21 protein-coding genes and 1 riboswitch are annotated in these 22,661 nt (G+C 49.9%); of the genes, 16 read left to right on the top strand and 5 right to left on the bottom strand.

Going from position 1 to position 22,661, the window contains the following annotated elements:
* Window positions 1-4 precede the first annotated feature (4 nt).
* The 8 genes from HH301_RS13165 to HH301_RS13130 all read left to right on the top strand — a co-directional run bounded on the left by HH301_RS13165 (window position 5) and on the right by HH301_RS13130 (window position 7,290).
* Complete coding sequence (locus HH301_RS13165; protein ID WP_169569353.1) at window positions 5-1,195, top strand: MFS transporter; 1,191 nt, start codon at window positions 5-7, stop codon at window positions 1,193-1,195.
* Between the two features lie 99 nt (window positions 1,196-1,294).
* A complete protein-coding gene (locus HH301_RS13160) occupies window positions 1,295-2,542 on the top strand; it encodes an MFS transporter (protein ID WP_169569352.1) in 1,248 nt (415 codons plus the stop codon).
* Window positions 2,543-2,667: 125 nt separating this feature from the next.
* The gene (locus HH301_RS13155; RefSeq protein WP_169569582.1) at window positions 2,668-3,453 is read left to right on the top strand and encodes a 3-hydroxybutyrate dehydrogenase; all 786 of its coding nucleotides are present in this window, start codon (window positions 2,668-2,670) and stop codon (window positions 3,451-3,453) included.
* A 119-nt stretch (window positions 3,454-3,572) separates the two neighbouring features.
* Entirely contained in the window at window positions 3,573-4,196 is a 624-nt protein-coding gene (locus tag HH301_RS13150; RefSeq protein ID WP_169569351.1) for a glutathione S-transferase family protein, read from the top strand.
* An 18-nt stretch (window positions 4,197-4,214) separates the two neighbouring features.
* A complete protein-coding gene (locus HH301_RS13145) occupies window positions 4,215-4,934 on the top strand; it encodes a transglutaminase-like domain-containing protein (RefSeq protein ID WP_169569350.1) in 720 nt (239 codons plus the stop codon).
* Between the two features lie 16 nt (window positions 4,935-4,950).
* Window positions 4,951-5,547: a uracil-DNA glycosylase family protein gene (locus HH301_RS13140; RefSeq protein WP_169569349.1), complete on the top strand. Its 597-nt coding sequence runs from the start codon at window positions 4,951-4,953 to the stop codon at window positions 5,545-5,547.
* A gap of 20 nt (window positions 5,548-5,567) precedes the next feature.
* Window positions 5,568-6,347 (top strand): crotonase/enoyl-CoA hydratase family protein, encoded by a 780-nt coding sequence (locus tag HH301_RS13135; RefSeq protein ID WP_169569348.1) that lies wholly within the window; start codon window positions 5,568-5,570, stop codon window positions 6,345-6,347.
* Between the two features lie 262 nt (window positions 6,348-6,609).
* Window positions 6,610-6,690: riboswitch (cyclic di-GMP riboswitch) on the top strand.
* Window positions 6,691-6,720: 30 nt separating this feature from the next.
* Window positions 6,721-7,290: a VPLPA-CTERM sorting domain-containing protein gene (locus HH301_RS13130; protein ID WP_206378300.1), complete on the top strand. Its 570-nt coding sequence runs from the start codon at window positions 6,721-6,723 to the stop codon at window positions 7,288-7,290.
* 72 nt (window positions 7,291-7,362) lie between these two features.
* Here HH301_RS13130 and HH301_RS13125 read toward each other — a convergent pair whose 3' ends face one another.
* From HH301_RS13125 to HH301_RS13115, 3 genes are all read right to left on the bottom strand, one after another.
* Entirely contained in the window at window positions 7,363-7,989 is a 627-nt protein-coding gene (locus tag HH301_RS13125) for a hypothetical protein (protein WP_169569347.1), read from the bottom strand.
* A 196-nt stretch (window positions 7,990-8,185) separates the two neighbouring features.
* Entirely contained in the window at window positions 8,186-8,620 is a 435-nt protein-coding gene (locus tag HH301_RS13120) for an acyl-CoA thioesterase (protein WP_169569346.1), read from the bottom strand.
* A 4-nt stretch (window positions 8,621-8,624) separates the two neighbouring features.
* The gene (locus HH301_RS13115; protein WP_169569345.1) at window positions 8,625-9,782 is read right to left on the bottom strand and encodes an iron-containing alcohol dehydrogenase; all 1,158 of its coding nucleotides are present in this window, start codon (window positions 9,780-9,782) and stop codon (window positions 8,625-8,627) included.
* A gap of 451 nt (window positions 9,783-10,233) precedes the next feature.
* Between HH301_RS13115 and HH301_RS13110 the strand changes: the two genes are divergently transcribed.
* The 3 genes from HH301_RS13110 to HH301_RS13100 all read left to right on the top strand — a co-directional run bounded on the left by HH301_RS13110 (window position 10,234) and on the right by HH301_RS13100 (window position 12,620).
* On the top strand, window positions 10,234-10,794 hold the full coding sequence (locus HH301_RS13110) for a PAS domain-containing protein (RefSeq protein WP_169569344.1): 561 nt from the start codon (window positions 10,234-10,236) through the stop codon (window positions 10,792-10,794).
* A complete protein-coding gene (locus tag HH301_RS13105; RefSeq protein WP_169569343.1) occupies window positions 10,778-11,905 on the top strand; it encodes a methyl-accepting chemotaxis protein in 1,128 nt (375 codons plus the stop codon). Before HH301_RS13110 ends, HH301_RS13105 begins: the two co-directional genes overlap by 17 nt.
* 148 nt (window positions 11,906-12,053) lie before the next feature.
* Entirely contained in the window at window positions 12,054-12,620 is a 567-nt protein-coding gene (locus HH301_RS13100; protein WP_169569342.1) for a hemerythrin domain-containing protein, read from the top strand.
* Window positions 12,621-12,628: 8 nt separating this feature from the next.
* On the opposite strand, the gene betA is transcribed toward HH301_RS13100, so the two are convergent.
* Entirely contained in the window at window positions 12,629-14,317 is a 1,689-nt protein-coding gene (betA, locus tag HH301_RS13095; RefSeq protein WP_169569341.1) for a choline dehydrogenase, read from the bottom strand.
* 186 nt (window positions 14,318-14,503) lie between these two features.
* On the opposite strand from betA, the gene HH301_RS13090 reads away from it, so the two are divergent.
* Entirely contained in the window at window positions 14,504-17,365 is a 2,862-nt protein-coding gene (locus HH301_RS13090; protein WP_169569340.1) for an ATP-binding protein, read from the top strand.
* Between the two features lie 109 nt (window positions 17,366-17,474).
* Complete coding sequence (locus HH301_RS13085; RefSeq protein ID WP_169569339.1) at window positions 17,475-18,545, top strand: carbohydrate kinase family protein; 1,071 nt, start codon at window positions 17,475-17,477, stop codon at window positions 18,543-18,545.
* Here HH301_RS13085 and HH301_RS13080 read toward each other — a convergent pair whose 3' ends face one another.
* Window positions 18,546-19,244 carry a GntR family transcriptional regulator gene (locus HH301_RS13080; RefSeq protein WP_169569338.1) on the bottom strand — a complete coding sequence of 233 codons (699 nt, stop codon included), beginning with the start codon at window positions 19,242-19,244 and terminating at the stop codon, window positions 18,546-18,548.
* Window positions 19,245-19,434: 190 nt separating this feature from the next.
* Between HH301_RS13080 and HH301_RS13075 the strand changes: the two genes are divergently transcribed.
* From HH301_RS13075 to HH301_RS13065, 3 genes are all read left to right on the top strand, one after another.
* On the top strand, window positions 19,435-20,520 hold the full coding sequence (locus HH301_RS13075; RefSeq protein WP_169569337.1) for a TRAP transporter substrate-binding protein: 1,086 nt from the start codon (window positions 19,435-19,437) through the stop codon (window positions 20,518-20,520).
* A gap of 62 nt (window positions 20,521-20,582) precedes the next feature.
* Window positions 20,583-21,086: a TRAP transporter small permease subunit gene (locus HH301_RS13070; protein WP_169569336.1), complete on the top strand. Its 504-nt coding sequence runs from the start codon at window positions 20,583-20,585 to the stop codon at window positions 21,084-21,086.
* The gene (locus HH301_RS13065; RefSeq protein WP_169569335.1) at window positions 21,086-22,636 is read left to right on the top strand and encodes a TRAP transporter large permease; all 1,551 of its coding nucleotides are present in this window, start codon (window positions 21,086-21,088) and stop codon (window positions 22,634-22,636) included. Before HH301_RS13070 ends, HH301_RS13065 begins: the two co-directional genes overlap by 1 nt.
* The last annotated feature ends 25 nt before the right edge of the window (window positions 22,637-22,661 follow it).

The following is a 22,661-nucleotide window of genomic DNA, read 5'->3' as shown; positions in this document are numbered from 1 at the left end:
CGTCATGACAATTAGCGACCGGACGTCGGTCTGGTGTCTTGCTTTTGGGCAAACCCTTATCTGGGCTGGGACCTATTACCTGTTTCCGGCAATGATTGTCCGTTGGGAAAATGACTTCGGCTGGAGCCGGGCAGAACTCACCTCTGGTTTTACGATCGCCATTCTGGCCTCGGCAGTTTTCTCCCCCGTCGCAGGGCGGCTGATTGATAAGGACCTGGGACCCTATCTTCTATTCGGGGGGCCTTTTATTGGGGGGCTGCTGGTTGGCACGTTGTACCTGGTAGATACGCTCTTCCTTTTTTATGGGGTATGGCTCTGCCTTGGGGTTTGCATGGCTTTCTCCCTTTATGAGCCGTGTTTTGCCTATGTCATTCGGATGAAGGGGACGGACGCCAAGCCCCATATTACCCTCATCACCCTGGTCGCGGGATTTGCCAGTACCATTTCTTTTCCGGTCGCCCATCACCTTTCGGATCTGTTCGGCTGGCGGGATGCGCTTTTTGCCTTCGTTCTGCTGGTGTCCTTTATTGGGGCACCCTTGATGTGGATCGGCGCCCGCAACCTAGGCCATCATCATAGCGCTCTTGAAGCGATCGAGCAGGCGAAACAGATCGTTGGCCGGGCCAGATACGGATTTTTGCTGTGGCCGAAATTCTGGCTTATCACCTTGGCCCTGTCTTTGATCTTTATGACCCATGCCACTTTGATCAATCATCTGCTTTTGTTGTTGGAAGACCGGCAGATTGATGCGGGAACGGCAGTGCTGGCGGCGTCCTTTATGGGACCCATGCAGGTTTTCGGTCGCGTGGTGGCAACGCTCGTCGGGCGATTTTTTTCCAACTCTGTCATTACAGCTGTTTGTTTCGTCTTCTCGATTTCAGCAGTTGGCGCCTTGATGCTGGCGGCAAAACTTCCCATTTTCCTCGCGGTCTTTATTGCGTTGCAAGGGAGCGGTATTGGGGTTAGCAGCATCATGAAGCCCGTTCTTGCCCGTGAAATATTAGGGGGTGAAAATTTCGGGTTAAAGTCCGGGGCGATGTCCGTACCTTTCTTTATTGGTAATGCCTTCTCTGCCTTAATTGGCTCTTTATTGTGGGCCATCGGTGGCTATGATCTGGTGCTTGAGGTTTTGCTGGCAATTCTGGTTACTGGCTTTATGGCGCTGATTGCTGCGATCAGACTTGCGAGACCCTGAAGCACAATCGAGTTTCTTTTGTAACCAAGCGCACTTGCCAAGCCATATCGGGCAGGGTAAGTAATCAAACCGATCATTCCAATAAGGCTCCACTCTACAATGACAACAGAAAAATCCCCCCTGATAACGCCTGTATTGATTGCAGGCTGTTTGATTCTGATGACCGGTTTCGCTGTTCGGGCTAGTTTCGGTATTTTCCAGATCCCGATTGCTGAAGAGTTCGGCTGGCTTCGTGCTGAGTTTTCTCTCGCGATTGCAATCCAGAACCTCGCTTGGGGTGTTGGGCAGCCGATTTTTGCGGCGATCGCCGAAAAGGTGGGGGAACGTAAAGCGATTATCTTGGGTGCCGTTACCTATGCTTTGGGCCTGGTGTTGAGCGCTTATGCGGTTACGCCGATTGAACATCAGTTACTTGAAATCCTTGTCGGATTTGGGGTTGCCGGAACCGGTTTTGGTGTGATCTTGGCCGTTGTAGGCCGGGCAGCATCCGATGAAAACCGCTCACTCGCCCTTGGTATTGCCACCGCTGCGGGCTCTGCCGGTCAGGTCATTGGCCCACCAACTGCGGATTATCTGTTGCAATATATGAACTGGTCTTCTGTGTTTTTGATTTTCGCTGTTGCGATCATGGCTGTGCTCGTGTTTTTGCCCATGATGAAGACGACCGCCCCAGTTGCGAGCAAGGCAGAACTGGAAGAGACAATGGGCCAGGTTCTCATGCGGGCGTTTTATGATCCCACCTATGTGATGATCTTTCTTGGCTTTTTCTCCTGTGGTTTTCAGTTGGGTTTTGTAACTGCGCATTTCCCGGCTTTTATTGCCGAAGCCTGTGCCGCGATTGCACCCAATAGTGTCCTTCGAAGTATGGGGGTTAGCACGACAACAGCACTCGGTGCTCTGTCTATTGCGTTGATCGGTGTGACGAACATTGTGGGGTCGCTCACTTCGGGCGCATTGGGTGCCAAATTCAGCAAGAAATATCTGCTGGCATTGATTTATACGGGCCGGACGATTGCCTGTGTTCTCTTCATCACCTATCCGATGACACCAACCTCAGTTGTGCTTTTCTCGCTCGTTATGGGTTCCCTATGGCTGGCGACAGTCCCCCCAACGGCTGGCCTAGTTGGGCAAATCTATGGAATGAAGTATATGGGAACGTTATACGGTATCGTATTCTTCTCCCATCAACTGGGGTCATTCCTCGGCGTTTGGCTGGGCGGTACCCTTTATGATCAGTTCGGCACTTATGACATTGTCTGGTGGGTCGGAATTGGTGTGGGTGCATTTTCCGCTATCGTTCATCTTCCAGTTAAGGAAATGCCCTACGCTCAACGGGTTCCAGCCTAAATGAATGAGAAACGCCGAGCCATTCCCGGGTTCGGCGTTTTTTGCCTTGACCCAAGGGCCGGACTTTCTAATCTGTTGCTCATGATTTTTGCAGTGCAATAGCTGCTATATGTGAGGGATAGATGATGAGCTTAACCGGCAAAGTTGCCCTGGTGACAGGATCTACAAGTGGAATTGGTCTAGGTATGGCGATAAATTTCGCGCGCCTTGGGGCCAGCGTTGTGATTAATGGGCTTGGAGATGACGCCACCATTGATGCCGCCAAAAAGTCCGTTGCTGAAGCCGGAAATGGGATGGTGATATATCACGGCGCCAACATGCTGAATGCAGACGAGATCACGGATATGGTCGCCGAAGCTGAGAAAACATACGGCGCCGTCGACATTCTGGTCAATAACGCTGGTATTCAGCACACATCACCTGTCGACAGTTTTCCGAAAGATCGGTGGAACGATATCATCGCCATCAACCTTTCAAGTGCTTTCCATGCATCTCAGGCTGTATTGCCAGGGATGCAGGCGCGGGATTTTGGACGGATCATCAATATTGCCTCCGTTCACGGCTTGGTTGGGTCTGTGGAAAAATCCGCTTATGTTGCCGCCAAGCACGGAATTATCGGCCTGACCAAGGTGACTGCCCTTGAAAATGCATCTCGCAATATCACGGTCAATGCCATTTGCCCCGGTTGGGTTCGCACCCCGCTGGTGGAGGCACAAATCGATGCCTTGGCGGAAAAAGAAGGGCTCGCCAAAGAGGATGCCGCAAGGACGTTGCTGGCTGCGAAAGAGCCAAGCCTTCGCTTCACGACACCAGAGCAGCTGGCAGAAGGGGCTGCGTTCCTCTGCAGTGATGCCGCCTCTAACATGACGGGTACTAATTTGGTGATGGATGGCGGTTGGACCGCTCAGTAATACTCTCATATCTGTGATCAGGGGCGCTTGACTTGCTTTGATTTATTTGGGCTAATGGAACCAGATAAATAATAACAAGTGCCCCTTTAGATGGGCGCTTCATCAAGGAGGCAACCCCCATGATCACCGTTCATCATCTCAACAACTCTCGCTCTCAACGCATCTTGTGGTTGCTCGAAGAATTGGGGCAGGACTACGAAGTGAAACGCTATGAGCGGGACGCGACAACAAATCTGGCGCCGCCTGAGTTGGAAGCGGTTCACCCTTTAGGCAAGTCTCCAGTCCTCGAAGATGATGGCTGGAAAATCCATGAAACCGGTGCCATTGTTGAATTTCTCGTCAACAAATATGATGACGGTCGCTTGGCACCAACGGACCGATCCTCGGTTCTCTATACGCGCTATAATGAATGGCTACATTATTCCGAAGGCTCTGCCATGTTGCCGATCCTTCTCAGGCTCTATGTCTCTCGGTTGGGGGAGGCGGGTGCGCCGCTTCATCCGCGGATCAATGACGAATTTGCCCGTCATTTTGGCTATATCAGTCAGTCACTAAAAACGGATTACCTGCTGGGTGATGAACTGACCGCTGCTGATATCATTATGTCATTTCCACTTGAGGCGGCAAATCGGGGTGGGGCATTGAAAGCCTTCCCAAATCTGGAAGCTTATGTGAAGCGTTTTCAGGCACTACCAAGCTACCAGCGAGCATTAGAGCGAGGCGGTGAATACGCATTTGCCTGATCCGGAGAAGGGATGAAAATGAAAGATAAAAAAGCCATCCATGATGTTGTCGGACATAGCTCTTCGGACGTGCCGTTAGACTGGATAAAGCCAACCTCTTATGTTGATAGTGACAGTTCAGATGTTGCCGCATTTACCAAGAAAGCTTTGCATGCTCTGTCTGATGACGCATCTGATAAGGAAAAAGCCATCCGCCTTTTTGAGGCCGTTCGGGATGATATCCGCTACGATCCCTATCAATTGAGTTTCCAGGATCAGGATTACCAGGCAAGCCATGTGACAACCCTCGAAGGGGCCTTTTGCGTTCCAAAGGCGATTTTGCTGACCGCCTGTCTACGTCATGAGGGCATCCCGGCAGGGGTTGGATTTGCGGATGTTAAAAATCATCTGAATTCTCCTAAACTCGCGGATCTCATGCAGACAGATATGTTTGTCTATCATGGGTATGTTGCTCTTCGACTTGGTGATAAATGCCTCAAGGTCACGCCCACCTTTAACCGCGAGCTATGCGATCGGTTTGGTGTCCGGGCAATTGAGTTTGATGGGGAAACTGATGCACTTTTCCACGAATATGATGCGGAAAAGCGCCAGCATATGGAATATGTGAAGGACCGCGGTATTTTTGAGGATCCCCCGATGCTCGAAGTGATAGAGGATCTGATTAAAATCTATCCCAAAATGAAGGAAATCAAGGATCGGGAGGCGACGCCGGAGGCTGATCCGGATTTCGCTGCTTGAGGTGGCCAGCCTTGCGATGACCAATCCTGATCCCTTGCAAACCTTATTGAAAGAGGTTCGGGGCTGCGCCCATTGTCAATCGCATTTGCCAGACGGGTGCCGGCCTGTTTTGCAGGCCTCATCCAAAGCAAAACTTCTCGTCGTTGGACAGGCTCCGGGGCGAAAAGTGCATGCGACGGGGATCCCTTTCAATGATCCAAGTGGGGACCGCCTTCGGGACTGGATGGGGATTGATCGGGATACCTTCTATAACCCGGAACTCTTGAATATCATTCCCATGGGCTTTTGCTATCCGGGCACTGGAAAATCAGGTGATTTACCGCCTCGTCCTGAATGCGCTGAGCTTTGGCGACCTCCCTTGATGGGCCATATGGTCCGGGTTGAGCTTACCTTGGTGATCGGGAAATATGCGATAGACTGGCATATTGGGAAGGACCAGAAAAAGACACTGACCGAAACCGTACGGAATTGGCAGGAATACTGGCCTGATAAACTCGTTCTCCCGCATCCGTCGCCGCGTAATAACCTGTGGCTTCGCCGTAACCCGTGGTTCGAGGCCGAGATTATCCCCATACTCCAACAAAAAATCCGGGACATTTTAACCCGGTCATAAACGAAATAGGGAAGAAGAGCATGACTGAGACAGATAAAGTCCTTGTTGAGACTAAAGGCTCCATAACCGTGGTGACTATCAACCGGCCCCATTGCCGGAATGCGGTTGACTATGAAACGGGAGAGCTTTTGCTTGCTGCCTTTGACGCATTTGATGCCGATGACAGTCAATCCGTGGCGATATTAACTGGCGCTGGCCCTTATTTCTGTGCTGGCTTTGATTTGAAGTCTCTCTCTGGTCAGAAGGATCTCAATTATGATCCTGAAGGGGAAGGGATCATGGGCCCAACACGCCGTCTTCTCTCAAAACCGGTGATTGCCGCGGTGGAGGGGTACGCCGTTGCCGGTGGCCTGGAACTGGCTCTCTGGTGTGACTTGAGGGTGGCGGCAGACACTGCTGCCTTTGGTGTTTTCTGTCGCCGTTGGGGGGTGCCACTGATAGACGGGGGATGTGTGCGCTTGCCTCGTCTTATTGGTCATAGCCGTGCGCTCGACATGATCCTGACTGGCCGGGAGGTGGATGCAGCGGAAGCATTTGACATTGGTCTTGCCAATCGGGTCGTTGCAGAAGGTACTGCCTTTGAGGAGGCCTTTAACCTGGCAGAACAGATTGCAGAATTTCCCCAAACCTGCATGCGGGTTGATCGAAACACTTCTTATCAGCAATGGGGCATGGATATAAAGGATGCCCTGCGGCTGGAGGCGCGCGATGGGGCAAAACCGCTTTATCAGGAAGCCCAAAATGGCGCTGGCCGATTTTCCTCAGGCCTCGGGCGGGGCGGTGATTTTTCCAAAATCTGACCTTTGCTAACTTGTCTTTTTATAAGACTGGTTAGTTAAAAAAGCAGGTCCTCGATGAGAATAATTACTAGGGTTGAAAGGAATCAGATTTAATACTCAAGTATTATGTTTAATGAATATAGTTAAATTGCAATCGCCGCTAACATAAAGCATAGAATAAAACTCTAATATGTAGTAAGTGATTAAAAAGTAGCTGTTTTTTCGGTTGTATTGCGCAAAATCCTTGCGCTCAGATACGATAATTCGGTCCAATAAGGTCAGTTGATGTTCTTGCCACACTATCAGTAATGGTAGGCCGGAAAGCCACAGATCTTTTTCAGCAGGAGATGGCTGGGCTGCGCTTATGAGTATTTAAAGAGCAAGGAACAGACCCATGAAACAGCTCAAAGTAATTTCCCTCCTTTTTGCCTTCTTGACCTTCGGCTTTTCCGCCCACGCGACAACCATAGATTTCCTGTCTATGGCAAACGGAAACGTCAGTACAATAGGCGACGCGACTTTTGCATTATCCGGTGCTGGTGAAGCTGGCGACCCTTATGTTTCCAGTTCTTATGGCGGCGGACTGTGGAACTCTTCTGATGCGGCAGCCTACCCGACCAATACAATTCTATCCGTCACTTTTGACACTACCGCGACCAACCTCTCCTGGTATTTCGATAATGAGGGCAGCAAGTCAACGACTTGGACATTGTTTGATAGCTCAAATTCAATTCTTGCCTCTGGCTTTAATAACACGAGCTCGGGTATGCAATTAAATGATCAGAGTTCCTATACAGGGGTTAAGCGGATCGAGTGGAATAACAACGGTAATAACTGGTTGTTTGCCCTTGGTAGCATTTCCTATCGCGCAGAACTCTCTACCGTTCCACTTCCTGCAGCAGCATGGCTATTTGGTGCGGCATTAATGGGTCTTGTTGGCTTCAAACGATACAGAAAAGCCTGACATTTCCCCTCCCTCCGTCCAGTAAAAAGCCCCGCAAAAACTGCGGGGCTTTTCACTAAATATCTAATACAGTTAGGCTGTTGCGTTCCGCTTTTTTCGCCATCCGAGGAAGCCAAGGATAGCCATACCCGCACCATAAAGAGGCAAGGCAGCCGGAAGTGGGACTGCTGAAACTTCAATTTCCAAAAGGCTATAGTCGATCGCGTAGCCTTCGGCTGCAGTATCTAGGTACACAAGGCTGATCTCGTCGCTGGTTCCGGTCAGAAGATCAAGGGCAACACTGAAGGTGTGGAGCGTCGAGAGCGTCGCTGAAGTATTTGAGATCGAACCGATCAAAGTACCGTTGAACAAAATGTTCCATGGCCCTCTGTTGTTTGCCATTCCGGATTCCATGATGCTCAAAGTCGCAGAAGTTGCGGTTCCTCCAGCAAGATCATAAGCGTGTGAATAATCGACAGGGGAGCTAGCAACTCCACCATCTTGCTCATAGAGCCAGACATCGGTGAACAATGGATCGCCGCTTCTGTTGTCAAAGCCAAACCCAGTATCGACCCCAACTGCACCTGGTGCGGTTGCACCACCAAAGCCATCGATATCACCAACAAGACTTGAAACTGTTGCGGCATTTGCAATTGCCACTGACGACAAGAAACTTACGCTTGCTGCGACAATAATTGTCTTAAAACTCTTTAACTTCATAACGCTACCCCTCGGATAATCTTTAGTTATGTGAAATTACATTTTACTAAAAATAAACTCATATACTTTTTTAGGGGAGCGGCGAGAATATTGTCAAATATTAATACATTATTAACCATAAAAAGATCTTCAGCGAAACTTTAGAAAATCACATCTTTAACTAAAAAAAAGCCCCGCAAAATCTACGGGGCTTTTTTTACATTATACCTTCCAGCACTTTTCGCATGTCGTCCGGTATCGAAACAGGACGGTTGGTGGCGCGGTCCACATAGACATGGATGAAGTATCCTTCGGCACAAGCCTGTTCGTCATCTCCTTTGAACAATCCAAGCTCATAGCGAACGGATGAGTTCCCCATATGGGCGACTTTCAGTCCAGCATGGACAAGATCGGGAAAGACGATGCTTTTGGCATAGCGGCAGCTTGTTTCGACAACAAGGCCGACAACCGGGCTGTGCTGGATATCCAGAACACCTTGATGGACCAGGAACTGGTTCACTGTGGTATCAAAATAACTGTAATACTGCACATTATTCACATGACCGTAGGCATCATTATCCATCCAGCGGGTTGGGATGGGCTGAAAGTGACGATAGTCGCTTCTCAGGCTCATTTCCTTTTTAGGGCTCATCGGGTCAGAGAACTTTCTTATAAATCAGGTAGGCATCTTCGCGGCTGACGTCGCGCGGATTGTTCACAAGTAGACGGGTCTGCTCCATGGCGGCATCTGCCAGTCTGTCCAGATCGTCTTCCGTTACGCCAACTTCGCGTAAGGTGGTTTCCAAGCCGAGATCCTTGCTGAAATCCGCTAACCGATCGATGAACTCCTGACAAGTGGCCTGCGCCCCCTGATCAGGATCGATATCCGGAAATACGATGGTCGCAAGCTCTGCATAGGCATCCGCGCAGATCGGCGCATTGAACCGCATCACTTCAGCAAGCACCAATGCATTGGAAAGGCCATGTGGTACATGAAAGATCCCACCAATGGGATAAGCTAGCGCGTGCACAGCTGCCACGGGGGAATTGGCAAACGCCTGCCCAGCAAGACAGGCGCCGAGAAGCATGTTAGAGCGGGCCTCAACATTGCTGCCGTCTTTCACAGCCGTGACCAGATTGCTGCCCAGCAGCCGAAGGGCCTCCTTGCCGAGGGTTGCGGACACTGGATTGTTGTTCGCACCCTTGGACGTATAAGCCTCAATCGCATGAACCATGGCATCAATACCCGTTGCCGCCGTTACATGCGGGGGTAGGCCAAGGGTCAGGTTTGCATCTAGAATGGCAAGATCCGGCAATAGCTTTGATGAAACGACGCCTTTCTTGGTTTCCGCACCAACCGTGATGATGGAAATTGGCGTTACTTCTGATCCGGTGCCGGCGGTTGTCGGGATCTGTATGAGAGGGAGGCGGGCTCCTTTGATCATCTCAATCCCGTAAATATCGTCGAGCTTTTCTTTCCCGAGGGCGAGAAGGGCGACCAGTTTCGCCACATCCATGGAGGAACCACCCCCAAAACCAATAATCACATCGGCTTCATGCGCTTTTGCTGCGTCGGTTGCGGCTAGCACAATGGCTTCTCTCGGATCCGCTTCTACATCGCTATAGACCGCAAGCTCGATCCCGGATTTCTCAAGAGAGGAGAGTGCCTCACTCGCGAGCCCGAGCTTGATGATACCAGGATCCGTAACAACCAGAACCCGGTTTCCATAAGGTTTAATAACCTCACCCAGTTCGCTCATGGAGCCTGGTTTGCAAATCAGTTTGGGAGTTGTATTAAATGTAAATTCGCGCATGGTTTTCTTCTTGTTTTGATTCTTATCCTAACCCTACATTTTTCGGCTCAAGCGGAAAACAGCTTTTTGAGAAAAATGGGAAATTCAGGATTTTTGCCTTTTCTTGCCTTCTAATAGAATTTTTTTAAATTTTTTTTGGATGAAGGCCTATTACTAAATACATATTAGTTTTGTTGTATTGAATACTGCGGCTAACTACTAAAAAGAGTAATATATAATATTGCTTTATAAGTAAATTAGGAAATTCCTTTTATGTGATAAACATCAAATACAATAAAAATCTTAATTTCATGTCTGCTGAATATTTTCAAATTCCTCTTAATATATGACTTTTAGTCTAATTCTTGGTTAAGGATTGCTTAAGGGGTCTCATAAAATAGTAACCCCCGACTTTGTCAAAGGGAGAAACGTCTGGAACTTATCTAGACTGATATCGGCAAGGAGCTGGGGGATGAACTATAGGGGACAGGAAGTCTTCTTCGATCGGAATGATCTGATCGTTAGTAAGACTGACTTAAAAGGCATTTTAACTTATGCCAATCATACATTTTTGGAAATTGCCGGTTATCGGGAAGATGAGGTAATTGGAAAACCGCACAATATGATCCGGCATGAGAACATGCCGCGTGGTGTGTTTGAATATTTCTGGCAGACCCTTAAGCAGGAGCAGGAAATCTTCGCTTATGTGGTCAATAAAACGAAATCTGGTGATCATTACTGGGTGTTGGCGCATGTCACGCCATCTTATCGGGATGGACACCATGTTGGGTATCATTCGACACGGCGAGTTCCGGATCCAAGGGTGATCAAAACTGTGATTGAGCCTCTCTACGATGAAATGAATGCGATTGAGGCGGCAACATCCGGTCACAAAGAGGGGACAGCGAAGTCACTGGCCCATCTCACTGAACTTATGAACAAGAAGCAAACAACCTATTCAGAGTTCATGTCTAGCCTGATGCTGGGCAAATCATTGATTGATGGGGAGGGACGTCATGAACATGCAGCCTGAGTTAAATAAGAATGCGTTCGACGAGACGGTTTCTGCAGGGCGTCTGCTTCAAATTCTGGAAGTTGTAACAGAGCTTTGTGAAGGGGATTTTGAAAGTCGGATAACGGATCTGCCGGTAGAGCAGGGTCTGGAAAGAGAGTTATGCCTGAAGATCAATGAAATGATTGATCGTGCTGACGCTTATGTACGTGAGTCAACTGCTTGCCTCACTTACATTTCTGAAAATAAATACCATCGTCGGATCGCGAGTGAAGGGCTCCCTGGTGCTTATGCAGTGGCTGCGCGCCGGATCAATCGGGCTGCGGATGGTGTCGCTGACAAGATTGAAAACTTCACATCATGCGTAGAGACAATTTCCGTCGCGGCTACTCAGCTTGAGGGAAGCTCTATGACCATGGCCGAGCAGATTGGCGAAGCCTCTAACAAGGCAACAGCCGTAGCTGCCGCCGCAGAGGAGGCGGGAACAAATACCCAGACAGTCGCTTCTGCAACCGAGCAGCTTAGTAACTCCATTCAGGAAATAAATCTGCAGGTCAATAACTCGACACAGGTGTCCGAGACGGCGGTTGCCCAATCTGATGAGGTTAATCATATGGTTAAACGCTTGTCTGAAGCTTCTGATCAGATCGGCGACGTGGTCAACCTGATTAACAACATTGCTAACCAGACAAAGTTGCTGGCGCTTAACGCAACAATTGAAGCAGCGCGTGCCGGAGAGGCCGGTAAGGGATTTGCCGTGGTTGCCAGTGAAGTCAAAAGCCTATCCGCTCAGACTGAAAAAGCGACAGAGGATATTCGCAGTCAAGTTGAGGAAATTCAGCATGTTGCCAGTACCGCTGTCGGGTCAATCGATGGCATCACCGGTTCCATTACCCAGATCAGTGAGGTAACCAAGCGAATTGCCGGTGCAATGGAAGAGCAGGATGCGGCTACCAAAGAAATATCCCGCAACATTCATGAAGCCGCAAGCGGCGTTGCGGATGTTACCAGCAATGTAACAGTGGTGAGTAACATTGTGCGGGACGTTAGTGACGGCTCTGATATGGTCAAGTCAGTTGCGTCCGACCTCAAATCTCAATCTGATCATCTGAAATCAGTGTTAAAGCAATAGTAGTGTGTTGACACCTGTGGAGGGTGTTTATGGTCTGCTGGCATGGGGGTGCTGGCAGGCCTTTTTTTTCGGCTGATCCAAATCAAAGCTTTTTCCAGATTTTCTAATATCCTTGTTGACGTGGGTGGCTAACAGAACGAGGTATATTATGTCAGATATCATTAAGACCTTGAAGGATGCTCATAAACGGATGGACATTGCGCTATCTGTTTTGGCTAAGGAAATTGACCAGTTCGCCGAGGGGAATTCGCTGGATTATACATTGGTTGAAAGCGTAATTGAGTATTTAAGACGAGCCACAGCTCTTAATCATCACGAAGTTGAGGATGAAATTTATAGGCGGATAGCGGCCAAGGATGCGAGTAGCGCCGACCTGATTTCCAATACGCATATTGATCACCAGAAACTTGCCTTTTTGGGAAATGCGCTTGTTGAAGCCGTCGAAAATGTCGAAAGCGATAGCGAGCTGCCCAGATACTGGTTGGTTTCAGTGGCGAAAGAATATCTGAACGCCCATATCCTGCATATGCGCAATGAGGAGAAGAGCCTCTTCCCCCTTGCTCTTAAGACGCTGACCGTTGCTGACTGGCAAGAAATTTCAGCCATGTTGGATGAAAAAGCCGCCCTGGATTTTATCCAGTTGGAAGTTGATGAGCTGGAGGATCTGCATCGGGACATTCGCAACTGGCGGGAAGCGCCCTACGTCGTGATGTAGGAATTGGCTTACATCATGGCGTTTTTCGGCTCTCTTGGTCGTTGGCGATTTTCCCAGTCTTCGTCAATCCAGTAGGGTGCATCAATGGGCGAAAGAAGGCCTTTGCCCAGGATATGGTCTGCCGCTTTTTCCGCAACCATGATTGTGGGGGCGTTCAAGTTGCCGTTGGGGATAGTTGGAAAAATTGAGCTGTCCACGACGCGCAAATTCTGAAGGCCCCTAACCGAACAATTGCTGTCGACAACTGCGAGCGTATCATCCCGATCGCCCATCTTGCAGGTGCAAGAGGGATGGTAGGCGCTTTCCACATTCTCCCGAACCCATTGATCGATTTGTTCATCGCTGGTGATGGAGAGACCCGGCTGGATTTCATCGCCCCGGTACCGGTCAAGGGCCGGTTGATTGAGAATTTCGCGGGTTAGGCGGATGACGTTTCGCCAATCCTCCACATCCTGATCAGTTGTTAGATAGTTGAACTGAATACGGGGCTTTTGGGCCGCTTTCGGTGACGTGATGGAGACGCTTCCCCGGCTGCTCGGTTTGTTGGGTCCCACATGCACCTGATATCCGTGCCCTTCAAATGCGGCTCTTCCATCATATCGCATGGCGGCAGGTAGGAAGTGATACTGCACGTCTGGCCATTTCAGACCCTTGCGGGATCGAATGAAACCGCAGGATTCAAAATGGTTTGTTGCCCCCAGTCCCGATTTGAACAGCATCCATTGCGTACCGATCATGCCTTTGCTGACAAGACCAAGGCGGCTATTGAGGGTGAGGGGCTCTTTGCACTTATATTGGAAATAGACCTCCAGATGATCTTGTAAATTCTGACCCACACCCGGAAGGTCGAGCACAGGCTCAACGCCTGCTGCTGACAGCGACGCTGCATCGCCAACACCGGATCGTTGCAGCAAGGTCGGGCTGCCAATAGAGCCCGCCGCAAGGATCACTTCCTTGCGCACTTTAATTGTCTCGCTTTTTCCGTCTTTTGAAGTGAGCTCAATCCCTCTGGCGACACCGTTTTCCAAAATTACCTTTTCGGCCATCATATCGGTCATGATGGTGAGGTTGGTGCGGTGTTTAACGGGATCCAGATAGGCCTTGGCGGTGGAGGCGCGAACGCCGCCATCCACAGTCATATGCATAGGCCCAAAGCCTTCCTGTTGAAAGCCGTTATAGTCACCAGTGATTGGATATCCTGCCTCATTGCCGGCCTTGATAAAGGCTTCATAGAGGGGGTTGAGCTTCATATTGTTGCCATTGTTGACCTTGACGGGACCACTGCCACCCCGATAGGTATCCTCACCACTCATCCAGCTTTCGGCTTTTTTGAAGTAAGGCAAGACATCGGCATATCCCCAGCCTGATGCGCCGGCTTCCCGCCATTCCTCAAAATCACAGGCGTGACCTCGCACATAAACCATACCGTTGATGGAGGAAGAGCCGCCCAGGACTTTGCCGCGCGGACAATCCATACGCCGACCGTTAAGTCCAGGCTCTTCAACGCTTTCAAAGCCCCAATTAAAGCGATCCATATTCATCGGGATCGAGAGAGCTGTTGGCATTTTGATAAAAATGCTCTGGTCACTGCCACCAAATTCGATTAGCCCAACGTTAAGCGACGGATCTGCACTGAGCCGGTTGGCCAGTACGCATCCTGCTGACCCCGCGCCAATAATCACATAATCGAATTCCATAGCCCCTCCATAACTCAAAGATTTCTTCTGTTTAATTCATTCAAAAGCAGGAGGCTAGGGCCTTCTAATTATCCCTTATTCTTATATACGTTATTAATTGATTAGTAACCAACTGGAACTACTGTGGAGGGTTAGTGAAAACCAGACGTAAACGACCTTTTTCCTTCTTCTGTTGCAGGTGCATTATTGTTAAAGCCGGAATTGCCAGATTATGAGGACAGCCGCCTGAGGGCGATGCAAAAGCTCAGATTATGGAAAACCTTCCCTGAAGAAGGCTTTGACCGAATTTGCCGTTTGGTTGCCAAACTGATGAAAGTCCCGGTCGTTCAGATCAATCTTGTCGGGGAAACTACGGTTTGGTCTAAGTCCAACATTGGGGTTCAAAAAACGGAACGTCCCCGCGAAGACAGTATCTGCGCCTACACAATTTTGCAGAATGATTTGATTTGTATCTCCGATGTTGAGCAGGATGATCGTTTCAAGCAAAACTCCTACGATATTCTTGGCAAGCCGCTTAAATATTATGTTGGGCTCCCCTTGAAGGCTTACGGCGGTTTTAATGTCGGAACCCTTTGCCTGATGGATAACAAGGCACGAACCCTGCAATATGATGAGTTTGAAGCCTTAAAGGATTTTGCAGAAGCCATTCAACAGCAGTTTAACCTCTCGCGTCTGGAACAGGACGGGCGGTTTCTTGTCTCGCAGACGTCACGGCTGAATACTCTTTTGGAAGCCCTTGCAGATGGCATTATGACCATCGATTCAGATGGGTTAGTTGAATCCGTAAACCAGTCAGCTGCATCTATTTTTGGATATGAACGCTCTGAGTTGTTGGGGCAGAATTTCAGCTTATTGCTTCCGGATCTTGGCAAAGGGGGGTGGGAAGGTTACCTCCAGTTTTTGCGGAAATCAGACATTCCGTTTCAGCCCAATGAGAAGCACGACATCTTTGGCCAGCGCAAAGATGGCTCCCTTTTCCCGATGGACCTGGTTATCCGTGAGATGCAGGTTGAGGGAAGTTTGCTTTACACCGGGATCATCCGGGATATCACCGAGCAGAAAAAATTTGAGGATGAAATCCTGAAAAGCCGCCAGGTGTTGGAGGCAACCAAGGAAAATATGCCGGCAGCCTTGGCTGTGTTTGATGATAAATTTAAGCTTTCTGTTTCCAACTCCAAATTGGCTGAGGTATTGGACCTGCCGCCAGAAGAAATTCAAATCGGGACGAGTTTCAAGTCCTTCGTGAACGCCATGTTTGATCGGGGATATTTTGGCGAATGGAGTGGAAAGCGACGTGAGACTGAATTTAGAAAGGTCCTGACAACCTATAAGTCTCCTTTATTCCTGCATTTGAAAAAGAAGGGCCGGTATGTGGAAATTATCACCCGCTATATGCCGGACGGCGGTTTTATTTCGACCTATATTGATATTACGGAACGCTTGAAGAATGAGGAAAAACTCGAAAAGCTGGTGAAACGGGCAAACGATGCCAACGAAGCGAAAACAAACTTCCTCTCCACAATCAGTCATGAGATCCGCACCCCATTAAACGGCGTTATCGGGGTTGCCCATATGCTCGAGGATACGGACCTGGATGACAGGCAGCAGGAGTTGCTTCAGACTATCCTGCATTCCGGGAATACGCTCCTCTCGTTGATCAATGACGTGCTGGATATGAACAAGATTGAATCAGGCAATCTGGAAATTGAAAAAATTCTCTGTGACATTGTTGAAGTGCTGGACTCTGTTCGCGCGCCCTTTGAATATCAGGCAGGACAGAAGGGGCTGAAATTCAACGTTGAGATTGGCGACGATGTTCTTTCCCATGTACTGTCAGATCCGACCCGGATCCGTCAGATCTTGATGAACTTGGTAGGTAATGCGCTGAAGTTTACAGATAAAGGCAGCATCACAATTTCTGTTCAGCGCCAAGAAGATATGAAAGATGGGCGCCAGATGCTTGCGATCTCCGTCATTGATACGGGTGCGGGTATCCCCGAAAATCGCCTAAATGCGATTTTTGACAGCTTTTCTCAAGCCGATAACACGATTAACCGTCGATTTGGTGGAACGGGCCTCGGGCTGACAATTGTTCGGAAACTGGTCGAATTGATGGGCGGGAACATTTCTGTAACCAGCAAAATGGGCAAGGGCTCTACCTTTACGGTGACCTTGCCGGTTGGTATTGCAACGAACCAGGAAATCCTGCAGACAGTTTCGGATATTGTTGCGGCAGATAGTGGAACGCTCGACAAATTGCATGTCCTGATCGCTGAAGACAACGCGGTTAATGCCATGATTACAAAGACATTCCTTGAAAATCTGGGGCACACGTCTGAAGTGGCTGAAAATGGCAAGATTGCCGTTGATCGCGTCGGGGAAACACATTTTGATATGATCCTCATGGATGTTCATATGCCGATTATGGACGGGATTGAAGCCACCAGCCTTATTCGAAAGCGCTTTGACTCTGAAGATCTTCCAATCATTGGGGTAACTGCAGAAGCCTTTACCGATCGTCATGCCTATATGAAAAAAATGGGAATGAATGACGTTCTGACCAAACCCTTCACCAAGCCACAATTACAGAAACTGGTTACCAAGTACCATGTCCAGCTTGAAAAACACCGGATGAAAAACGGGGTTCAGAAAAAAATTGACCGGGGCATCTTGGAAGGCACACAGAAGATCCAGATTGGAAATTCAGCGCAGCTGCAGCTGTATCGTGATCAGATGGGCGCAGAGACATTTGTATCCCTATTGAGGAAAAGCCCCTATTCGGTGAAAACGGAGCTTGAGGAGATGCAAAAGGGCCTCGAGGGCGAGGATCGGGCATTAATTAATCGATCAGCCCGCACCATTGCCAGCATTGCTCTGTCGTTACATTCAGATCGTCTTGCCGAACAAGCCTCTCTGATCGAACAGAACGCTAACGAGATCCCGGAAGTGAACAAGGTGCTCCCCATTCTGATTGATACCGCTGACGAAACCTTTGCCTGGTGGGACGCAATGGTTGATGAAGACGCGCCCCAGTCGCTGGAAAACTAAAGCAAAACCAGCAAACATAATCAGTCGCCGGTTGATTTCGAAAATCGGGCATTGCATTCTGTTACCATTAGCCAAACTGCCACAATCGATCCTTGAAAGAGTTTGAATAATGAAGGTGACTGTTATTGGTGGCGCGACTATCGATGTCATTGCCACAATCCACTCCCGCAATATTGAAAGCATCACAATGCGAAATGCGGCACACTCCTATTTGCTGATGGAGCAGGGAGCCAAAGTTGAAGCCACTCACATTGATACCCAAATGGGCGGCGGTGCGACCAATGCATCCGTCAGCTTTTCGCGCCTTGGGGCAGATGTGCAGGCAGTCCTGATGCTCGGTAAAGACCGGGATGGGGATCATGTAATGGATCGCCTTGTTTCTGAGAATGTGGCAACAGATTACGTTCTTCGCCACCCGACGGAGCCAACCGGTAAGTCCGTGATTATCTGCTCTCATGAGCGCAATGCGGGGGTCTTTGTCAACCGGGGATCTAACAGTTGTCTTTCGGCAGAAGATATCAAGCCTGAGATGTTTGACGGCGCTGAACTTGTTTATGTTTCTACACTCAGCTCCGGCTCTGCCGATGCTTTCCCCCATATCGTGGAATTGGCGAAAGCGGCAGGCGCATTCGTCGTTTGCAATCCAGGCATCCGGCAAATTCGCCTTCGTAAAGCCCAGGTTCTGGACGCTCTTAAATGGGTGGATCTCATTGCTATCAACCGGGATGAGGCAAAAGCGCTTGCCGAAGGCTCTGTTCCCATCTCAAATGCACCTCGGATGGAAAATGCGGACCAGCCTGAACTTCTGAAGGATGGCCTTGGGGATGTTGACGCGCCAATCCTACTGAAGGATCTGGCTAAGTTGGTAACGGGGGCGGGCTGTGCTCATCTTGTGGTGACAAATGGAGCTGAAGGCGCCTATCTGGCAACGGAGACGGACGTCACCTTCTGCCCGACAATACCCTGTCATTTGGAAAGCACCATCGGGGCAGGGGATGCTTTTAACTCAACTGTGTCCTATGCCCTTGCCGCCGGTAAATCAAAGTCAGCGGCGATGAAACTTGCGGTGACAAACGCGGCTTCGGTCGCTGGGTTCGTGGATGCGCAGACAGGTCTTTTGACGACCAATGATTTATTGGCCAAGGTGCCCGTGCTTGAGCTCTTTGAACAGAGTTGGTGATCAGAGCTTGCTGGTCATGCGGAAACCTTCTGGGTAATACATCCGCAAGGCCGTAATTGCACGGTCATTCATCCGTGTTGTTCTTTCAATCAGGAAAACCGGTGCGCCTTTCGGCACTTCTAAATGGGCTGCGACCCGCTCGCTGGCAGATGAAGCTGAAAAACTGATATCGCCATCAGAGTATGGGACTTCCTTCACCAGCCATTCATTAGGGCTGACATCTTTAAAATCAGCCTCAAGAATACCGGGCGCCTCTGCCGGGTTGACCCATCTTTCCTCATACATGAACGGAGTATTGTCAGAAAGGTGCAGAGTGTTCAGGTGCAGCAGTTTCTGGTTGGAAATTGTAAATTGGGCCTGGACAGATATGGGGGGCAGCGCCATTTCATTGACCAGGACATGATGGCTGTAAGTGCCGCCTCTGGCTGTGACTTCTTTTCGGATGATCGGAATTTCCAGGGTGGTTTTCGCAACGGGCATCGGCGTGATGCGCGTTCCGCGTTTGCGGCGGCGTTCAACCAACCCTTCCTCGGCCAGCTGTTGAAGGGCTCTGTTCACTGTCGTGCGAGAGCAGCCAAATTCGACGGCAAGATCAGCTTCACCGGGAATATAGGTGCCTGCAGTCCACTCGCCCTTATGGATCCGGTCCAATATGATCGCCCGGATGGATTGGTGGGTAACAGCTTGCTTCGTAATCATTGATTAGAAATCCAGTTGACTTTTATGTATACACATATAAACATAAAACATGCTCATAATACTAAAAGCCGATTATAAGTTAATCGTTAAGATCGGCAAGGGCTGATGCTTTTTGGGGAAGCGCGCTCGTCTTCGAAGGGTCTTAGGACAATTAACCCCTGAACTGGGGATCATGCGAGGAGATCAAAATATGAAACGCAGGGATTTTATGAAAGTTGCAGGGGCTGGCGCCGTTGCATCCACTTTGGCAACACCAGCAATTGCGCAAGGCAAAATGCAGTGGAAAATGGTCACCGCTTGGCCGAAAAACTTGCCTGGACCAGGGGTAGCCGCACAGAAACTCGCTGATCGTATCACTGCTTTGTCCGGTGGCCGGATTGAAGTTAAACTCTTTGCCGCTGGTGAGCTAGTTCCAGGCCGTGGTGTTTTTGATGCGGTCTCTCAGGGAACGGCAGAACTTTATCACGCTGTTCCAGCTTACTGGGGGTCAAAATCCAAAGGTATCCTGATGTTTGGCTCTCAGCCATTCGGTCTTCGGGGTGATGAACAGGTTGGCTGGCTCGCTCATGGCGGTGGCCAGGAACTTTACGATGAAATCTATGGCCGCTTTGGTCTGAAGCCTTTCCTTTGTGGTAACTCTGGCCCGCAATGGCAGGGTTGGTTCAAAACAGAAATCAATTCCGTCGATGATCTGAAAGGTCTTCGCTTCCGGACAACAGGTCTGGCGTCCGAAATGTGTGCCAAGCTCGGCATGGCTGTTCAGGCCATGGGTGGCCGCGACATGTTCCAGGCCCTGCAATCCGGTGCCTTGGATGCGGGTGAGTTTATCGGTCCTTGGACAGACAGTGCTCTTGGTTTCTATCAGGTTGCGAAAAACTATTACTGGCCAGGTGTGGGTGAACCATCATCCGCAGAGGAATGCGCCGTCAATCTGGAAGCCTTCAATGCACTTCCAGCAGACCTGCAGCAGGCCGTTAAATACGCTTGTGACAGTCTCTATAACGAAGTCTGGACCGAATACACAACCAAGCATGCCATCGCGCTTCAGAAGCTGGTTGCAGAGCAGGGCGTTCAGGTCAAAAAGCTTCCTGACAGTGTTGTTACAGCCATGGGCAATGCAGCGGGTGAAGTGATCGCTGACCTGCGCGAAGATGAAGATCCGCTGGTTCGGAAAATCGTTGAAAGCTTCATCTCCTACCGTTCACTGGTAGCAGGTTACATGCCTTACGCTGATAACGGCCAGATGAACGCGAGAGCGATGGACTACAAGTACTAATTGGTGTTTGATGGAAGCGGGCTCGCGTAGAGCCCGCTTTTTTTATGGCAAGGTAGAGAGTTATGGAGAAGTTTGCCGCTTTTCTGGACGGGATCAATAAAGGGGTTGGCAGTGTCATTCGTTGGGCCGCCCTGTTGATGGTTCTGCTGCAATTTACAATCGTTGTCCTTCGCTATGTGTTCGGGGTGAGCTTCATCTTCCTGAACGAAGGGGTGCTCTATTTGCACGGCTTCCTCTTTATGCTGGGGGCGGGCTATACCTATCTGGTTGATGGCCATGTGCGGGTCGATATCTTCTACGCGAAATTTGCCAGAATAGGACAGTCCCGTATTGATCTTTTCGGACATTTTGCTTTTCTCTTTCCGGCCATGATTATTTTGCTCTACTGGACATGGCCCACCGTTTCCACATCCTGGGCTATTCTGGAAGGGCCCATTTCAGTGGGCGGTATTCCAGCTTCTTTTCTTTTGAAATCCTTGATCCCGGGCTTTTGTATCCTGCTGCTGATCCAGGGTATCTCTCATATGTTGCGTGATCTCCTCCGTCTGAGAGGAGGGATGAATTAATGGCGCTTCCTCTTGATCTTTTGATGTTTGCGGCCCTGATCGCCGGTATTCTGCTGGGCTATCCCGTATCCTTTTCCATTGCCGGTGTCGCAACGCTGTTTGCCGGGCTTGGCTGGGCACTCGGCGTTTTTGACATTTCCTTGTTGGGGGCGCTTGGTCAGCGGGTTTTTGGCCTGCTCAGTAACGATGTGCTGATCGCTATTCCGCTCTTTGTTTTTATGGGTGTGATCCTTGAAAAATCCCGCATTGCGGAGGAGCTCCTGGAAACCATGGGGCGGCTTTTTGGCAATATCCGAGGTGGCCTTGGGGTTTCGGTTGTTCTTGTTGGCGCACTCCTTGCCGCATCGACCGGAATTGTCGGGGCAACGGTTGTTGCCATGGGAATGATTGCCCTGCCAACCATGCTGAGAAATGGCTATAGCCCCAAGCTCGCCTCCGGCATTGTTTGCACTTCGGGCACTTTGGGGCAGATCATTCCGCCGTCAACCTTGCTGATTATCCTTTCTGATGTGATGTCAAACGCCTATCAGCAGGCCCAGTTTGCGCAAGGAAAATTCACCATCGAAACCATTTCGGTAGGTCAGATTTTTGCGGCTGCCCTAGTGCCGGGACTGGTCCTGGTCGGGATCTATATCCTCTATTTGCTGATCCGGGCCTGGCTTTTGCCGAATGATGCCCCAGCCATGAGCGAGGAGGTATCAAAGCCGAGCCTGTCTGAAATCTCCCGCGCGATCCTGCCACCAGTGATCCTGATCCTTGCAGTATTGGGGGCGATCCTCGGCGGCGTTGCAACGCCAAGTGAGGCAGCTTCTGTTGGCGCCATTGGTGTCGTTCTGATGGCCGGTATCCGCAAAGGAGCGTCACCCGTTCTGATATTGGCCGGGGGGATTTCGCTTATTCTGCTGGCGGTTCTCTCAGGTCTTTTCCCCGTGCGCTTGCAACGCTCTGACATCGGGGCGTTTGAGATTTCCATGGCGGGTCTTTATATCCTGCTGACCCTGACCGGGGCACTGGCGATTGCACTTTCTCTTCGGCAGATTTTCAAAAATGACATCCTGAAACCGGCGCTCACATCGACCATGACAGTGACGGCCATGATCTTCGCGACCATTCTGACGGCTAGCGTGTTCAGCCTTGTATTTGTTGGACTGGGCGGTGAGGACCGGATTGCTGAAATCCTGCAATCCATGCCGGGCGGAGCAACCGGCGCGTTGATCTTCTGTATGCTGATTATCTTCGTTCTGGGCTTCTTCCTGGATTTTGTGGAAATCACAGTGATCCTGCTGCCACTTATTGCGCCTGCCCTGATCCTGATGGGGCATGATCCCATGTGGCTTGCCATCCTGATTGCCATCAACCTTCAAACCTCCTTCCTGACGCCCCCCTTTGGCTTCTCGCTCTTTTACTTGCGTGGGGCTGCACCAAAAGAGGTGACAACCGGACAGATTTATCTCGGCGTTGTGCCCTTTATCGGGTTGCAGATTTTGGGCGTGCTGGCGATCTGGCTGTTTTCAGATATTGCGACTTGGTTGCCGGGACTTCTTTACTAGGGTTCCGGCACACGCTACTCTGATC

This window comes from Sneathiella limimaris (assembly GCF_012932565.1).
Classification (GTDB): domain Bacteria; phylum Pseudomonadota; class Alphaproteobacteria; order Sneathiellales; family Sneathiellaceae; genus Sneathiella; species Sneathiella limimaris.
The sequence above is the reverse complement of the archived record's forward strand: the minus strand, read 5'-3'. Positions and strand labels throughout refer to the sequence as shown.